Raw genomic sequence first — 16,829 nt, forward strand, 5'->3', positions numbered from 1 at the left:
TGATGAACCGCTTGCTTATATTAACCGGAGATTATGCACACATAGTAATGCGCTAGCAACATTCGAAACGTTATGCTTTAAGTCAATGTTTGGATAATTGACATAACCTTTAAATTTTAATCGTAAAGACTCTTCAACTATGATAAAAACATTTGATGAGGTCTCTCTAAAACAAGCTAATCAGTTGCATAAAAAGCAGACCATCAGTTACTCTGTATTTAGGCAATAACTTGCATTAGATATTTACATTGTTGAATTTTTCCTCTTACAATAGGTATGAAGTGTCAGACATTTCATACATCGATGTAAATAAGAAAAACCCTAGGGAGTATAGTTATGAAAAAAACAGCAATGGTTTTGCTGGCAACATTTGCAATGGCACAAGGTGCAATTGCAGCTGAAACAGTAGGTACTGCGGGTAGCACAACTGGTACTACAGCTACTGCAGGCGCAGGTTCTGCAGGCGCTGCAGGCGCTGGCGCAGCAGCTGGCGGCGTGGCAGCGAGCACCGCGGCTGCAGTAATGGCAGCAGCCGTAGCCGTAGCCGCTGTTGCAGCAAGCGATAACGATACAGTGACAACCACAACGGTTACTGCACAGCAATAATTGTGATGTGTTATCAGTAAACAAAGCCGCCCTGTGCGGCTTTGTTTTTATTATCTCTACCAAGATATTAGTGATGGTGTATAAATTGTGTAAGTATCCCTCTGATATTGTTGATTAACTCACCACATTACCGTTATTCTCTGTCGACTTGCCTGTATTAAGGATTGTGATATGCGCTTAGCCCATCACGGCTTGCTTATTGTTACGCTTGCGCTTGGCGGCTGTGCGCCGCAAACTCAACATATTTCAGAAACACTCTCAGTGGCACTGTTTGGGGTCAGTGATGAACGTGCTACCGTGGATTACGCCCAAACGCTACCTTATGCGTCTTTATTTGCTAGCTTAGATAACGCGCCTCATGCTCTGTTAGTGTTAGCTTGGGATGAACCGGGTCAACATGATGCACTGGCTTTAAAATGGATTTCCGCTCAGCAAGAGCTCATTGTTACTGAAGCGGGACGCATTACCAAAACGGTTAATTTGGTGGTCGGTAATATTCAGCACCTCTACGCCAATGAACCCGATCCGCTGAGTCAAAATCTGTTGCTCGATAGCACACCGAAAACTTGGCGTTATCAATTAAGTTGGCAAGATACTCAGCGCCATCAGCAACCTGCGGTTTCGACGTTTATTATTCATCCGCAACAAGAAAAAGCCTTGCCGAATGGCACTCAATTACTGATTTGGGTCGAGGAGCAAGTTTCATTACCACTAACCAAGCAACGCTATACCAATCACTATTGGCTCGATCCAACGAGCGGCAAAGTGATTGCCAGTGAACAGCGTTTGGGACCAAACGGGTCTCAACTGGCCTTATCCATTGCTAAACCTTTTGCAGGAGAATAAACCATGCGCTTTGCGTTATTGTTCGTGCCATTCTGGCTTCTGGTCAGTCAATCTAGCTTGGCAAGCACATCGGTTTCTTATCCTATTTCAGGCTCTCGTAGTAATGATTCAACCTTTAGCGCACAAGTGGCAATTTCAACCGCTCCACCGATGCTTAATTTGGTTGCCGAAGGCCCAGTACGTTTAGAGGCGATGATGATGGAGGCACTGCACGCCCAACACCCCACCTTAAGTACCTTACAGGTCGATTGGCCGCGTGCAACCCTATTTTCGCTCCATGCTTCTTTTACTCATAAAGCGCAAGTATTAAAACAATTGGCCCTGCAACAAGACAATATCTCGGCGGATCAAGCCCGAGCTTGGGAGCAGTTACGTAACCAATTGCGACGCAGTGAATTTGCTCAGCGTGAGTTTATCCCTCTTGATCCGGATGTGATTCGTGTTGTTGATCGGCACAACCCATTATTGAAGGGACATTTTGCCCTTCATTTACCACTGCTCAGCGACCAAACGAGTGTCTCAGTATGGGGAGCGGTTAACGAGCCTACCCGTTTTGAATGGCAAGCCAATTTCGGTGCCAAAGATTATGCCCAGCAGGCACAGTGGATAAACCCAAGATTAAGTACCTTGGTGGTGATTCAGCCAAACGGCGATGTGCAATCTCACCCTGTTGGTTATTGGCAATCGCAGTCTCTGCCCATTCAACCTGGTGCAATTATCTACGTTCCCTTTACACGCAGCCTGCTCGCTTCTCTGTCACGCTCAGAGTTAGATCAAACCAATCAGCAAGTGGTTGAATTGCTTCGCCACCTTTTGCCCACTGAGTAACCATAATGATGTTAACTAACGGTTTCTTTAAATATTTAAGCTACACCAGTGTCTTGTTGTTGACCCTCCCCGCCACCGCGCATCAGTACACTCAATCGAACTTTGGTGGCACTGGATTAATGCAAATGCCCAGCGCGCGCATGCAGCCGGAAGGAGAATTTAGCGTTGGTTTTAACCATAATGATGTCTATGATTTTTATACCGTTTCTGTTCAGCTTTTTCCATGGTTAGAAACCACCGCTCGTTACGCTCAAGCGCACGATCTGTTGTATAGCGACGACCCCTCTTTTAGCGGCAATACCAAATACACCGATAAATCGTTTGATATGAAGGTACGCCTGCTGGAAGAGAGCTACTGGCTACCTCAAGTTTCCGTTGGTTTTCAAGACTTTGCAGGCACAGGACTGTTTGATGGTGAATATCTTGCGGCCAGTAAACGCTGGGGACCTCTTGATGTTACCCTTGGTATTGGCTGGGGATATGTCGGTAACCGAGCCAATCTACACGGTGATAAATCGTTATCGGCTGACTGTGGACGAGATACCAGCTTTAAAACCGGTGGCGGCGATTTTAATATCGATCGTATGTTTAGCGGTTGTATGGCTCTGTTTGGCGGCATTGAATATCAAACCCCTTATCAGCCATTGACCTTAAAAATTGAATACGATGGCAATGATTATCGCAGTGATTTTCCGGTCGAAAGGGGTAAAAACTCAATGACCCAATCAACGCCATGGAATTTTGGGCTTAATTATGCGATGACCGATTGGGCTAGTGTGCGCCTTAGTTATGAACGAGGTAATACGGTTAATCTAGGAGTTAGGCTGCACAGCAATTTCTCTTACATTAAACCATTGTGGCTTGATGAGCCTAAACCCGCTTATCAACCGAATGCACCTCGCGCGCAGCTCAGCAACGAAGAATGGCAAGCCTTGACCGAAGAAGTGGCTCAAGTCGCGGGTTATCAATCGGTTCGGCTCTACCAAAGTGATGATGCGGTGACAGTGACGGGGGAACAAAAGCGCTATCGAGATCGACAAGAAGCCCATGAACGAGTCGCGCGCGTTGTGCTCAATAGCGGTATTGATACCGATGAAGTGCGGATCATTGAAACGCGTAATCAACAGCCATTAACCGAAGTCGTCATTAACCGTGAGCAAGCTCATCAGGTTCTGAACCAAGCCTATATTGGTAGCCATATTCGCGATGCCAGCACATTGCAAGAGCCGTCACCGATTATCGGTGAACAACATACGCATCAAGATAAAGCGTGGGACTTTGGACTCGCGCCAGTATTGCAACAATCGTTTGGTGGCTCTGAAAGTTTTTATCTGTATGCGATTGGCGTACGCGCCGATGCCAGTTGGCGCTTAGATGATCACTGGCTACTGTCTGGTAGTTTGTATGGCAATATTTACGATAACTACGACAAATTTAACTATACCGTACCGCCAGATGGTACCGATTTAAAACGAGTTCGCACCCTCAGCCGAGAGTATTTAGAAGATACGATTCGAGTTAACCATGCTCAGTTAACTTACTTTGATCACTTAGGCCACGGTGTGTATAACCAGTTCTATGGTGGTTATTTAGAGAGTATGTTTGCCGGTGTCGGAGCCGAATGGCTCTATCGGCCACTCAATGATAACTGGGCATTTGGGGTTGATATTAACTACGTCGCGCAGCGTGAAGCGGGATCCGCCTTTGGCATTTACCATGATGAATCCCAGTTTGATAAAACCCTAAACAGCCATTATCGAGTACAAACCGGCACCACTACTGGCCATGCCACGCTGTATTGGCAGCCGCAATTTTGGTCATTACTGGATAACAGCCTATTAAAAGTCAGCGCTGGACGTTATTTGGCAGAAGATATTGGCGTGACTGTCGAGTTTTCAAAACAGTTTGCCAGTGGCGTGATTGTTGGCGCTTTTGCCGCGAAAACCGACCTCTCTGCTGATGAATTTGGTGAAGGTGGTTTTACTAAAGGCTTTTACATCTCAGTCCCACTAGAGATGATGACAGCGAAACATAATACCAACCGCGCGGCGATCAGTTGGATGCCAATTCAACGTGATGGTGGGCAAATGCTCTCTCGCCAACATGGTTTATTTGGTATGACAGATGCAAGAAGCCCGTGGTATGAAAAGCCGGTGAGTCGATAGAAGGTTCTAGGTTCTAGGTTCTAGGTTCTAGGTTCTAGGAGACTATAAGTTCTAGGGTTTGTTTTTCCTAGGGCCTAGGTCCTAGGCCCTAAGACCTTTTTATGGCCCGATTTTTGCTTTGTTTTTCAGTAGTATTCAGCAACGTCAATCGGCGACATTCAGAGACTTCATACGATGCAAAAACAAATTATAACCAGCATTATCGCCCTTACCCTATTCGGCTGTGGCGGTGGAGAAAGCGGCAATTCGGGCAACACAACACCACCGGTAAAAAATTTCAACGTGAATTTTTTAGGCTTAAAAGTTCAAAGTAATGAAACAAATTGCCAGATTTTTGGGTATAACTCTGAAGAGTCTCAAAAGGTAATTGCTTTTAATTCACGCCCCGATAGCGGTTATGAGATCATCTTGCACAATCCAGATGGTAGTGTGAACAAAAAATACAATAATTTTTCTACGACTTCATTCAGTTTCAAACAGAATGAAGTACCTAACAATGGCTATGTCAGCTTTGCCGAATTTAACCGTACAGGTATTAATCACGTAACGACTTTCGCTAAAGAGCTATTACCAGAATCGTTAAATATCTATGCCAAAGGATCGGCAACTAGTAATTGTTTAACTCCAAGCAGTGCCAATCCTAACTCTAAGATAGAAACTGGATATATCAACCCTATCTTAGGTACAACACTTCATTTCTATTCGGGTTTTAATACTGTCTATCAAAACTTAGATAATTTAACTGCACAGTACAAACAAAATAATCTTGGAAATACTGCGATCAACTTTTCTTCCCAACAACGTCCTTTATTAGCAATACAGTATGCAACGAATGAAGACGGCTCTGAGCTTAACCAACTCATCGGGTTTAAATTTACGCCTTTCACACAAAGAGGTTCCGCTGCTACACCATTAGAGCTAATCACAGTAACAAATACCAATGCTCCTTGGAATACACCTAACGACTTAACTCTAGATTCAGCCAATTTATTTGTTGATGGCCGGCAGTTTAATGCGCCTTATGCTTATTTATGGCAGCCACTCTCAACCACTCAAACTGGCCAGTTTAGTTACTCCGATGATATAGTTGATACGAATTATTATCTGAATATAAAAGGTAAACAAACTATCGGCGGACAAGTAAATGTTTGGGGGGTTCAGCATGTCGCGCAAGGAACAACCAATAAAGGGACAAGTTTACACGCCGATAATATTCTCGTGAACTTCCCATCTCCAGAAGTACCAAGATTAATTAGTTGTCAAACTGATAGTCAAAAACAATGCCTTCAGATCACCAGTAATCATTTACCTAATAATACCATTCAACGTATATTCATTCGTGCAAAGCTAAACTCTGGAGACCAGTTTGTTAGACAAGTATTTTATACTCCATCTCAGAATGAACTGCCTTTGATGGAATTTGGACGTACGAATATCGATGGTCAATTTAATGATTTATTAAGTGCATCAACTTCATTTATGCAAACGACACAATCAGGCGTCAAAGATGCTTTTTTATATCAAAACCAAGACCTATTTGATATGGCTGATGGTTTTACTCAAAATACCAATCCTAGAGTCGATGGTATACCACTCCTAAAAAATATCGCTGCCCAGCAAGATCAACAAGACTTGCTGAAGCGCCAACCTTATACGTGGGTATGGTTAGAAGAATAAAAGAAATAGAGATCTAGAATCTAGAATCTAGAATCTAGGATCTAGGGCCTATGAACCTAGGTCCTAGATTCCTAAACCTTCCCCACCTCCCCCTTTCCTGCTACTATTTTGTGAGACTTTTTAGCATAAGGTAGAACAGGTTATGATCATCGTCACTGGCGGTGCTGGCATGATTGGCAGCAATATTATCAAGGCCCTGAATGAACGCGGCATTAGCGATATTTTAGTGGTAGACCATTTAAAAAATGGCCGCAAGTTCAAAAACTTAGTCGACTTGAAAATTGCCGACTATATGGATCGTGATGATTTTCTGACCCAGATTATGGCTGGGGATGATTTTGGTCCAATTGATGCCGTATTTCATGAAGGCGCGTGCTCTGCGACGACCGAGTGGGATGGCAAATATGTGATGCTCAATAACTATGAATACTCTAAAGAGCTACTGCATTACTGCCTCGACCGTGAAATCCCATTCCTTTATGCTTCCTCGGCGGCAACCTATGGCGATACCGATACCTTTATTGAAGAGCCACAATATGAAGGTGCATTAAACGTTTACGGTTATTCCAAGCAGCAATTTGATAACTATGTCCGCCGCCTATGGCAAGACGCTGCCGAGCATAAAGAGAAGCTCTCGCAAATTACTGGCTTTCGTTACTTTAACGTCTACGGCCCACGTGAGCAGCACAAAGGTTCAATGGCCTCGGTCGCTTTCCACTTAAATAATCAAATGAATGCCGGGGAAAATCCAAAACTGTTTGCAGGTAGCGAACACTTTAAACGCGATTTTGTTTATGTCAGCGACGTTGCAGCGGTCAATTTATGGTTTATGGACAGTGGCGTATCAGGCATTTTTAACTGCGGTACCGGTAACGCTGAATCGTTCAATGAGGTCGCCAAGGCCGTCATTAAGCATCACGGTAAAGGGCAAGTAGAAACCATTCCCTTCCCTGAGCATCTAAAAGGTGCTTACCAAGAATATACGCAGGCGGATTTAACCAAATTACGCGCCGCGGGTTGTGACGTGACGTTCAAAACCGTTGCTGAAGGCGTCGCTGAGTACATGGCGATCATCAATGCTTAAGTGACAAGCTGAGGATCTTGGACTGAGATCCTCATCTCTGACAGATTAACGCTCTCTGATACGTTTTCTCTAACGACTTAATTTTGACAATGACACCATCCACTAACGAGTAACCTTTGTATGCCACGCGTATTTATTCCTCTTAGTTTACTGCTCTTTTCTGCAGCTCTACTCAGCAAAGTAGTGGCTTTATTTCTTGCTGATACTGCACTTATTTCTATGACCAGCCATCAATGGTGGCAGGCGTTATTATGGGGAACTCGTCTTGATCTCGTCATGGTGACGTTGTCTGTCGTGATTGTGTTACTGGTTCACCTTGGAACGGGGGGATATAAACCATTACGCTGGCTACCCAAGTTAGTGGCGGCAATCGCCGCCGTATGGATTATTATGACCACCGCGGCCGATGCAATTTATACCATGCAAACCGGCACTCACATTACCTTTGAAGTTTTTACTGCTGAAGATTCTGAATTCGCCCTATTAATCACTGCGCTACAAACGTCGCCGCTATTGGTCATTGCAGCGAGTATTTTGAGTGTGATGAGTATTATTGGAGCCAGTAAGCTGCCTTTTCAGCCGTTGATTTTAAGTGGCAAGCGACTTATCTCCTCAAGCTTATTTAGTGTGATTTTGCTTGCCGCAACCATAACGGTGGTGCGAGGCGGCTGGTCTGATGCACCACAAAGCCCAATGAGTGCTCATAAAATTGGTAATTCCGAACAAGCTTTTATTGCTTGGAGCGCGCCTTATAGCATTACGTACCACTTGGCAAAAGGGGCTAAAAATGCCGCGCAGCAAATCACACCGCGAATAACATTAGACTACGATAAACAGCCTTTACTTCAAGCTCAACTAGCACATTTAAAACAGGCCAACATTGTGTTTGTTTTGCTCGAAAGCTGGGCCAGTGTTGATATGCAAAGTTATGCCGGTCAGGTGGATGCAACCCCCTTTTTTGATCAGTTACGAGCTCAAAGCTTAAGCGCACACGCAATGTACGCCAACGGATTTCGCACAGTGCAGGGCATTTTTGCCAGCCATTGCTCTTTTCCTAACCCAGTATCCAGTAGTGTTGCCGGAACCCAACTGCAAACCAAAGCTTACTCTTGTCTCCCTCAACTTTTACGCGAGCAAGGTTGGCAAACCCATTTTATTCAAGGCAGCGGTAAAGGGTCAGTAGGACAATTTGCTCAATCGCTCGGTTATCAGTTCTCTTACGGTAAAACTGACTACGACTTCTCTGCTGAACAAAATTACTGGGGCTATATGGATGATGGCATTTATCGTTTCAGCCTTAATAAAATTACTGCTCTAGAGCAACAAGCTCAACCTTGGTTGGTGACGATCAATACAGGCACTACGCATGATACCTATCTTCCTGATGAATCTTTGTATGTCTTTGGCAAAGACAATAGTGATCAAGTTCGGCGCAGTGTCCTGCATCATGCTGATGGCGCTTTAGAACGCTTTATTACTCAACTGAATCAAACCGTAAAACGCCCAACGCTCGTGGTGTTGATGTCTGATCATACCGCTTTAGGTTCCAGCCATGACCTTTCTGCCAATTCTATTCCCTTTTTAATCTACGCAACCGACGGTTCTATTGCGGCAAACACGCTTGATATTTCGACTTCTCAACGTGATATCACGCCAACCATTTTCGACTGGCTCGGTGGTGAAGTGCCTTGGTTTAGCGGCTTCTCACTACTTGCCCCCGAGAAACACCAAGGTGGCGCTCAATTTGTACAAGGTGAGAGTATTCGCTGGATTGAGCAGAATAATTTTATCCGCTTTAATGCTCGTACTGGCGCACTTGAGCAGTGTGCTAAAGTTGCTGAGGATACGGTTACGTTGTTAGCGCATCCCTGTGATGATGAGTTTCAATCTATTTGGAAGCAGGCGCAAACCTTTACTTTTATCTCGCAGCAGTTGTTGTTTGACGGACAAACTCAACACTATACCAATCAACTGATGCATTCTTTACCTTAACCATTCGCATCTCTGGGAGTTTTTATGCATATTTTAATGGCCTTATCGCAACTTGAAGTGACAGGTGCAGAGGTGTATGCCACGACCGTGGGCGATGAGTTAACACGCCGTGGACATAAGGTATTTTATGTTTCAGATACCTTGACGAAACCACACCAAGGCGATTTTTTTAAATTACGTTTTAACAAACGCAGTATACCGCGCCGCTTTTGGCATGTTGCTTATCTGATTTATTTTATCAAAAAACACAATATTCAACTGGTTCATGCGCATTCAAGAGCATCAAGTTGGAGTTGCCATGTCGCTTGTAAACTCACCGGAACGCCTATGGTGACAACGGTCCATGGTCGACAACCCGTTCATGCTTCACGTAAAAAGTTTCATGCTATGGGGGATATGGCGCTACCAGTCTGTGAAGCGATTCGCGATCAACTGCATCGCGATTTAGGCGTCGAGCTAGAGTCGATGCAGGTCAATCGTAATGGAATCGCGACCGCGGAGTTTTTCCGACAAGATGCCCCTAATAATATAAAGCCTGTGGTCACCATCGTCGGCCGCTTAACTGGTCCTAAAGGTGAGCTTTGCTATCGCTTACTGACCGAATGTATCGATACACAGCGTTATCACGTTAGAGTCATCACTGGCTCTGCCATGACCGAACGTTTTCGTGCTTTACAAGACAAGGTTGAGTTTCCTGGTTATACGACGAATGTCGCTGGGATTATGGCCAGTTCTGATTTAGTGATTGGCGCTGGCCGGGTGGCGATAGAATCTTTACTGTGTGGTAGACCAACACTCGCTATTGGTGAAGCGAGTTGTGTCGGCTTGATTGATGAACAAAATTTACCGCTCGCAATGGCCAGTAATTTTGGTGATATTGGCCCGAAAGATCTTGATATCGATTTTTCTCTGATTGCTGATTTGGTTGAACAAGGAGTAGCACAGCGCTATTGCAGCTCCGCCGTTACTGAACAAGTCAAAGCAGCGTATGAACTGACTGAAATCGTCGCGTCTTTAGAGCAAGTCTATCAAAGCGTTTATGTCCATAAATTAAAACGAGAAGTGCCAATCATTATGTATCATCGTTTTATTCGCGATGATAGCGAAAAAGGGATACACGGCACCTATTTACATATTGATATGCTTGAGAAACACTTCAAGCTACTGAAAAAAATGGGCTTTGAGACGCTAACCTTTAAAGATTTGGCGGATAACGGTTTAATTTATCGTTTACAGCCAAAGAAACGTTATATTATTTTGACTGTCGATGATGGCTACCAAGATAACTACCAGCTGCTCCTACCATTGCTCGAAAAATACCAATTTAAAGCGGTAGTGTATGTGGTTACTGGAGAGTCATTTAACCGTTGGGATGTCGAAGTGCTGAACCGTCCTGAAAAGCGTGTCGATTTAATGACTCCTGAACAAATCAAAGCCTTACACGACTCTGGCTGGGTAGAAATTGGCGGGCACACCTTAACTCACCCTCGCTTAAGTCAATTAACCGATGCAGAACAACAACAAGAAATCGAAGTCAACAAGCAGCAGTTAGAGGATTTAATTGGCGAATCACTCTACTCTTTTGCTTATCCTTTTGGCGATCATAACCAAGCATCAAAACAGCTCGCCAAGCAAGCAGGGTATCCCTTTGCAGTGGCAACCAGTAGCGGTCCATTGGCAATACATGAAGATCGTTACCAAATTCGTCGGATTGCGATTTTCCCGAAAACCGATGTACTGGGGCTATGGCGAAAAGTACGTGGTAACTACACTTTCCGTAAAGCGAAATCATAAACCTTTTTATTAGCTATCGCTCTTTGAACCGAGTCCATGAAAGAGCCATAGCTGAATTAATAAGACTAGTCAGGATCTAAACCATGAAAATAGCAGTTGCCGGCACCGGTTATGTAGGCTTATCAAACGCCATGTTACTCGCTCAACACAATCAGGTGGTTGCCGTTGATATCATTAAAGAAAAAGTCGCCATGCTTAACCAAAAGCAATCGCCGATTGTTGACCACGAAATTGAGGATTTTCTGCGTAACAAAAATCTTAATTTTGTTGCCACTCTTGATAAAGTCGAAGCTTATCAGGACGCTGATTTTGTGATTATTGCCACGCCAACAGATTATGATCCCACAACCAATTACTTTAATACCACCTCTGTTGAAGCGGTTATTCGTGATGTAATGGCGATCAATCCTAATGCGGTGATGGTCATTAAATCTACCGTTCCGGTTGGTTATACAGAACAAGCTAAACAGCAGTTCCAATGTGAGAATATTCTCTTTTCACCTGAATTTTTGCGTGAAGGAAAAGCCTTATACGATAATTTGTATCCTTCTCGTATTATTGTCGGTGAACAGAGTGAGCGAGCACAGGTGTTTGCCAATCTATTATTGGCAGGAGCGATCAAAGATCAGATTCCTGTATTGTTGACCAACTCCACCGAAGCCGAAGCGGTAAAATTGTTCTCCAATACCTATCTTGCGATGCGAGTAGCTTATTTTAATGAACTCGATACTTATGCGGAAGTGCATGGCTTAGATAGCCGACAAATTATTGAAGGAGTTGGATTGGATCCGCGAATTGGTAACCACTACAACAATCCTTCGTTTGGCTATGGCGGCTATTGCCTTCCCAAAGATACCAAACAACTATTAGCTAACTATCAAGCAGTACCGAATAATATTATTGGTGCGATTGTCGATGCAAACCGTACTCGCAAAGATTTTATTGCCGATTCAATACTAAAACGTAATCCAAAGGTGGTTGGTATCTATCGGCTGATCATGAAAACGGGATCGGATAATTTCCGCGCTTCAAGTATTCAAGGGATCATGAAACGCTTAAAAGCCAAAGGAATTGAAGTGATTGTCTATGAACCAGTGCTCAAAGAGAGTCATTTCTTCCACTCACGAGTCATCAACCAATTAAACGCCTTTAAACAAGAGGCTGATGTGATTGTCTCGAACCGGATGACGGATGATCTCAAAGATTGCGCTAGCAAAGTGTATACCCGTGATCTGTTCGGCAGTGATTAATCTTGAATAGAATTTAACCTTACTCCTACTCTTGCATAGTCGTGGCGCATGCTCGCGTCACGGCCATCACGGTACCTTTTCTATTGTAACGTTATAGAGGGTATTACCTATAACTTTGTCAGATTGTTTCTATTACGCTCTGTAGGAAGCTGCTATACTTCGCTGATAATTCAAACAATATTCTCGCTTTTATACTGGGTAGTTTATGTCTTTACCACGCAATGACTTTGATCAATACGCCTATAACCCCAAGTTTCAATGGCGTTTTTTTCACCCTCGTTACTGGGGTACGTGGCTCGCGATTATTATCGCTTGCCTGATTAGTTTTCTACCTACTGGCTTGAAACGTGCGATAGCACGTGGACTTGCTCGTTTAGCCGTTAACGTGAAAAGTAAAGCCAATAACCGCGCCAGAGTGAATTTGGCGATGTGCTTTCCAGATAAAACTGAGTCTGAACGAGAAGCTATTCTGAGCAAAATGTACGTCACTTCTACGATGTTTTTGATGAGTTTTCCTTCAATTACATTAAGAAGTAAACAATGGCTCGAAAAGCAGACGACTGTCAGAGGGTTTGAACATCTCGATCATGTACTCAAGAGTGGAGATAACGTTATTCTTTTATTACCACATACTTGGTCTATTGATGTTCCTGCAATTTTTTTAGCCTCCCAGGGTTTACCGATAACGGCTATTATCAAACAACAACAAAATCTGCTTTCTGACTGGTTGATGCATAGACAACGTGTACAGTATGGTGGGCGTATAAATCAACGAGAGGCAGGTATAAAGCGTTTTATCCATGCTATTCGTAAAGATGGTTATTTAGGCTATTACTTACCCGATGAAGATTTAGGTCGCGAGCATAGTGTGTTTGTCGATTTTTTTGCCACCCAAAAAGCGACTATGGCAGGATTAGGACGTTTAACCACGTTGAGTAAAGCAAAAGTTGTACCTCTGTTCGCGATGTTTAACACCGACACAGGGGGTTATGAACTGGATTTTTATCCCCCCTTGCCTTTTCCAACAGGTGATGAACAACAAGATGCGCGAATGATGAATGAGTGTATTGAAGCGTATGTCACTGAGTGTCCTGAGCAATATATGTGGATTTTGCGTCTATTAAAGACTCGTCCTGATTCAGAGATTAATCCTTATAACCCATAGGTTTAAATTATGAGAATAAAAGAAAAATTTATTCAATGTATAATCTTTTCACCCTATATATTTTTAATGGCGGGTATCAATTTCATTCCTAGTGGTGATAAGAAAATGGTTATTTTCTGTCTCCTATCTATTATAACATCGATTGTTTTCTATAATATTAAAAACCTAAAAGAGAACATTGAAAATCCCGTATTATGGATATCCGCTCTATTAGCTATTTATCTTTCTATTTCGTATTCAATACAAGATGGAAGTCCAAGTTTAGTGCGGACTTTTATCTCTGCGGTTTTAGTTATGTTTTTCATGCCACCACTATCAAATAAAAACTTACTTTTTTTAGCAACACTTGGAGCTGGATGTCTATTTTTTAATAGTGTGTATCAATCTTTTTATCTAGATCACTCACGTTCAGCAGGGTTAGTTAATGTTATACCCTATGCAACTTTTTGCTCTGTACTATTCCTAATTGGTATTTATTTCGTCATCAGTAATTACAACAAAAAGCAAACATTTATAGCCACAATCATTATAATATTATCAATTACATCTATCATTTTAAGTTTATCTAGAGGTGTTTGGCTTGCATTAGCAGTAGCGACGTTCACTATGATTATATATCAATTTTCAAGATCAAAAAAATTATGGCAGTATATTTCAATTATTTTTATTAGTTGTATTAGTATCTTATACCTATTTAAAGAGCCAGTCTTAGACAGGGCACAAGAGACGATTAGTGAAATCCATGAAATACAAAGAGGCAATCTAAACACATCGATTGGTTTGAGACTGCAAATGTGGAAGGTATCCTATTTTATTGCACAGGAAAACTTGTTGTTTGGTGTAGGTGGACAACATCAATTTATTTTGAGTAAACTACATGAAACGGGAAAAATAGAGAATGATCTGGTGGTATTCCAACCTCAGCATTATCACAATCAGTTAATTGACTTTATGGTTAAATACGGATTGATTGGTGTTTTCTTTATTATCTTATTATATATATCACCGATTATCACTAGCATCTATTATAAAAGTAACTACACTGCGTTAATAATTGGTATCTCATCTTTATATTTTATTGCAGGCTTAACAGATGTTCCATTAAATCACAGCCAAACCATTTATATTTATATACTTTTAATGGCAGCCTTATCAAGCATAAGAAAAACCAGTCAAATATAAACAATTAAAAAATTCCTCTCATAAAAAAATGAGAGGAATTTTTGGATTGTAAATATATTTCTCACTCAAAACCTATAGTTAGTCACATATAAAATCTTACCTAAAAATATTCCCCAATTTTCTTTTCAACATTTTAATTTTTGTTTGAGATCGATTAGGAAAAATATAAAAACAACGCATCAAAAATAATTTTATGGCTTTCATCGTGTAATTCTCTATTACCATACTAGGATCACAATGACGTTGATACCATTTTTGCCACTCAAAGAACTGCACATGGGCAACCTTCCCACTACGTCTTGATACCCTTGCTGTGCCTAAAAACTTTTGACACAGTCCCAATCCAATCCGACGTGGTGAGGCAACGATTAAATTATTAGCAACCACTTTTTCTGATTTTAATAATGTCTCTTGATTGTTATCGAGCAAGCTATTTAGAGCAAGACTTGAATCAAATTTTTGAATCGCTGCTAAAAATAAAGCCTGAGTACAATCAATCACAAAATCAGGAAAGCCGTTATTAATCGGCACCGATTCGGTGGGTTGAAAGTCTTCAAATAGGGCAATATCCCATAAAGCCAGCACATCTTCCGTTCGTCCATAATAGAAAAAATCACTAATATGAAAAGCAACCGGAAACCCTTTGGCATAACGCCGAGTAAAAACATCACTCACTACCACATGCTCTTTAAAAAAAGCGTACTCTTGAGAGCGCTTTCGATATTGCTGTTGTAGCTCAACAAAATGATTACCCGTTAAATAATTATCGCTTCTTAATTTCACCGCATAAGGGGTCACGACTTGTTGTAGGCCCGCTTTTGATGACACAATTTGCCTATTGTTGTTATAAGGTTGCGGTTTTCCTTCGATGGTGTAATGACGAACGTTAGCTCCTGGGTCTTCAGAAATGACTAGTTGGTCATAATCCAAACCGGTAAGATCTTGATTTGGCCAAGTAGACAATATAATTGTTGCCCCTGGGAGATACTCTCTTACCGATTGTAAGCACTTATGCGTTATGTTTGGTTCTTGGGGACGGTCTTGAAAAGTTTGTACTGGACCTTGTACAACGACGGTAATATCACGAAAATCCATCACGCATTTTCTCACTCAGTTGTTCATACTTTTTACCCACTTCTCGATAATCAAGAAAATGAATGTCTTCAATACCAACAGTTGGCGGATTGGCTAAAATCGCATCAATTTTTTCAGCTAATTGATCAATATCTTGGCGCGGTACAATCCATTCCTGTAGACGTTCACCGAGAAGCTCTCTAACACCACCGGCATCGGTTGCTACCACAGGCGTTCCTAGCATCAGGCTCTCAATGACGACCGTTGGTAAAGCTTCAACATCTGAACTTAATACATACAGGCTTGCCTGTTTAAAATAGGGCAACAAATTATCACAAAAGCCCCAGAAAATGACCTTATCTTTAATGCCTAATTGGATCGCTAATTGTTGTAAGTCTTTGAGTTTTCGCCCTTCGCCAAAAATGACCAGCGGCAAGGTTTGTTGGGTTTTGGCATAAGCGCGCAGTAAAATATCAAACCGCTTAGTTCTATCTGGTCGCCCTGCTGCCATAATAAAATGCTCGGGAACCTTTTCGGTCTGACCTTGATTGGCTTTATCAATCAGCTCATCAAAGTTAAAACCATTAAAGATCGTCTCGATACTTTTCGGGGTTGCTTGCATATTATTCAGCATATCTTGTTTAGCTGACTCAGATACGCAGAGTAACCGTTTACCGCTGTACACTTTTTGATAGATTTTTTGATACAGCTTTCGGGTTAAACGAGAACGCCGTCCAAGAAAATTATCGGCCTTACAACTGTGTAATACACCATAAAATGGTAAGCATAACGCATGCAAAGGAATACAGAGGACACTATGAACGAAAATACTATCGTAACCAGCAAATAGCGGTTCAACTTGCCGGCAAAAATAGCGACTTAAAAAGTAGTGATAAATATGCCTGCTGAGCAGATTTTTCAGTAGACGAAAAGGTATTCCTTTGAACGAGCGTAAGCTATTGCTACTCATTCCTTTGATATCTATGTATTGATCATTATCTCTGAGATCGTCAGCAAACCATTCAAGAAAAATCAGATCGACTTGATGTCCTCTGCCTCTCAAATACTGGACGGTGGCTTGAGTGACGCTGTAAAGGCTGGTGTTATAATTGCCCGCTATCACAAAAGCAATTTTCATTTTTGTCATTGCTCGATCTCTATGACTA

13 protein-coding genes are annotated in these 16,829 nt (G+C 42.2%); 11 read left to right on the plus strand and 2 right to left on the minus strand.

The window, feature by feature from the left end; genetic code table 11:
- The first annotated feature begins 336 nt into the window (after positions 1-336).
- The 11 genes from AACS00_RS01275 to AACS00_RS01325 all read left to right on the plus strand — a co-directional run bounded on the left by AACS00_RS01275 (position 337) and on the right by AACS00_RS01325 (position 14,589).
- Positions 337-606, plus strand: a complete 270-nt coding sequence (locus tag AACS00_RS01275; protein WP_158137635.1) for a hypothetical protein — start codon at positions 337-339, stop codon at positions 604-606.
- A gap of 171 nt (positions 607-777) precedes the next feature.
- Positions 778-1,452 (plus strand): YjbF family lipoprotein, encoded by a 675-nt coding sequence (locus AACS00_RS01280; RefSeq protein WP_110168235.1) that lies wholly within the window; start codon positions 778-780, stop codon positions 1,450-1,452.
- Positions 1,453-1,455: 3 nt separating this feature from the next.
- A complete protein-coding gene (locus tag AACS00_RS01285) occupies positions 1,456-2,280 on the plus strand; it encodes a capsule biosynthesis GfcC D2 domain-containing protein (protein WP_110168236.1) in 825 nt (274 codons plus the stop codon).
- 5 nt (positions 2,281-2,285) lie between these two features.
- Entirely contained in the window at positions 2,286-4,445 is a 2,160-nt protein-coding gene (locus tag AACS00_RS01290) for a YjbH domain-containing protein (protein WP_258306887.1), read from the plus strand.
- A gap of 174 nt (positions 4,446-4,619) precedes the next feature.
- Entirely contained in the window at positions 4,620-6,122 is a 1,503-nt protein-coding gene (locus AACS00_RS01295; RefSeq protein ID WP_110168238.1) for a hypothetical protein, read from the plus strand.
- A 142-nt stretch (positions 6,123-6,264) separates the two neighbouring features.
- Positions 6,265-7,206, plus strand: a complete 942-nt coding sequence (gene rfaD, locus AACS00_RS01300; protein WP_110168239.1) for an ADP-glyceromanno-heptose 6-epimerase — start codon at positions 6,265-6,267, stop codon at positions 7,204-7,206.
- 120 nt (positions 7,207-7,326) lie between these two features.
- Positions 7,327-9,198 (plus strand): LTA synthase family protein, encoded by a 1,872-nt coding sequence (locus AACS00_RS01305; RefSeq protein WP_110168240.1) that lies wholly within the window; start codon positions 7,327-7,329, stop codon positions 9,196-9,198.
- Between the two features lie 24 nt (positions 9,199-9,222).
- Positions 9,223-10,992 (plus strand): polysaccharide deacetylase family protein, encoded by a 1,770-nt coding sequence (locus AACS00_RS01310; protein ID WP_110168241.1) that lies wholly within the window; start codon positions 9,223-9,225, stop codon positions 10,990-10,992.
- 83 nt (positions 10,993-11,075) lie between these two features.
- Positions 11,076-12,242, plus strand: coding sequence for a nucleotide sugar dehydrogenase (locus tag AACS00_RS01315; protein ID WP_072670121.1), 1,167 nt, complete (start codon positions 11,076-11,078; stop codon positions 12,240-12,242).
- Between the two features lie 205 nt (positions 12,243-12,447).
- Entirely contained in the window at positions 12,448-13,407 is a 960-nt protein-coding gene (lpxM, locus tag AACS00_RS01320; RefSeq protein WP_110168242.1) for a lauroyl-Kdo(2)-lipid IV(A) myristoyltransferase, read from the plus strand.
- Positions 13,408-13,416: 9 nt separating this feature from the next.
- Positions 13,417-14,589: an O-antigen ligase family protein gene (locus AACS00_RS01325; RefSeq protein ID WP_110168243.1), complete on the plus strand. Its 1,173-nt coding sequence runs from the start codon at positions 13,417-13,419 to the stop codon at positions 14,587-14,589.
- Between the two features lie 96 nt (positions 14,590-14,685).
- Here the strand turns inward: AACS00_RS01325 and AACS00_RS01330 are convergent, their stop codons facing one another.
- Together AACS00_RS01330 and AACS00_RS01335 are read right to left on the minus strand one after the other, a co-directional pair.
- Complete coding sequence (locus AACS00_RS01330; RefSeq protein WP_110168244.1) at positions 14,686-15,684, minus strand: WavE lipopolysaccharide synthesis family protein; 999 nt, start codon at positions 15,682-15,684, stop codon at positions 14,686-14,688.
- On the minus strand, positions 15,671-16,810 hold the full coding sequence (locus AACS00_RS01335) for a glycosyltransferase (protein ID WP_258306888.1): 1,140 nt from the start codon (positions 16,808-16,810) through the stop codon (positions 15,671-15,673). Before AACS00_RS01335 ends, AACS00_RS01330 begins: the two co-directional genes overlap by 14 nt.
- Positions 16,811-16,829 lie beyond the last annotated feature (19 nt).

It is taken from the genome of Vibrio sp. 11986-1-5 (assembly GCF_963878025.1).
GTDB classification, from domain to species: domain Bacteria; phylum Pseudomonadota; class Gammaproteobacteria; order Enterobacterales; family Vibrionaceae; genus Vibrio; species Vibrio injensis.

Bases quoted from the DNA above. Each gene is read 5' to 3' on its own strand.
- rfaD (WP_110168239.1), top strand. From the start codon at position 6,265: ATGATCATCGTCACTGGCGGTGCTGGCATGATTGGCAGCAATATTATC.
- AACS00_RS01305 (WP_110168240.1), top strand. From the start codon at position 7,327: ATGCCACGCGTATTTATTCCTCTTAGTTTACTGCTCTTTTCTGCAGCT.
- AACS00_RS01325 (WP_110168243.1), top strand. From the start codon at position 13,417: ATGAGAATAAAAGAAAAATTTATTCAATGTATAATCTTTTCACCCTAT.
- lpxM (WP_110168242.1), top strand. From the start codon at position 12,448: ATGTCTTTACCACGCAATGACTTTGATCAATACGCCTATAACCCCAAG.
- AACS00_RS01335 (WP_258306888.1), bottom strand. From the start codon at position 16,810: ATGACAAAAATGAAAATTGCTTTTGTGATAGCGGGCAATTATAACACC.
- AACS00_RS01295 (WP_110168238.1), top strand. From the start codon at position 4,620: ATGCAAAAACAAATTATAACCAGCATTATCGCCCTTACCCTATTCGGC.
- AACS00_RS01330 (WP_110168244.1), bottom strand. From the start codon at position 15,684: ATGGATTTTCGTGATATTACCGTCGTTGTACAAGGTCCAGTACAAACT.
- AACS00_RS01310 (WP_110168241.1), top strand. From the start codon at position 9,223: ATGCATATTTTAATGGCCTTATCGCAACTTGAAGTGACAGGTGCAGAG.
- AACS00_RS01315 (WP_072670121.1), top strand. From the start codon at position 11,076: ATGAAAATAGCAGTTGCCGGCACCGGTTATGTAGGCTTATCAAACGCC.
- AACS00_RS01290 (WP_258306887.1), top strand. From the start codon at position 2,286: ATGATGTTAACTAACGGTTTCTTTAAATATTTAAGCTACACCAGTGTC.
- AACS00_RS01275 (WP_158137635.1), top strand. From the start codon at position 337: ATGAAAAAAACAGCAATGGTTTTGCTGGCAACATTTGCAATGGCACAA.
- AACS00_RS01280 (WP_110168235.1), top strand. From the start codon at position 778: ATGCGCTTAGCCCATCACGGCTTGCTTATTGTTACGCTTGCGCTTGGC.
- AACS00_RS01285 (WP_110168236.1), top strand. From the start codon at position 1,456: ATGCGCTTTGCGTTATTGTTCGTGCCATTCTGGCTTCTGGTCAGTCAA.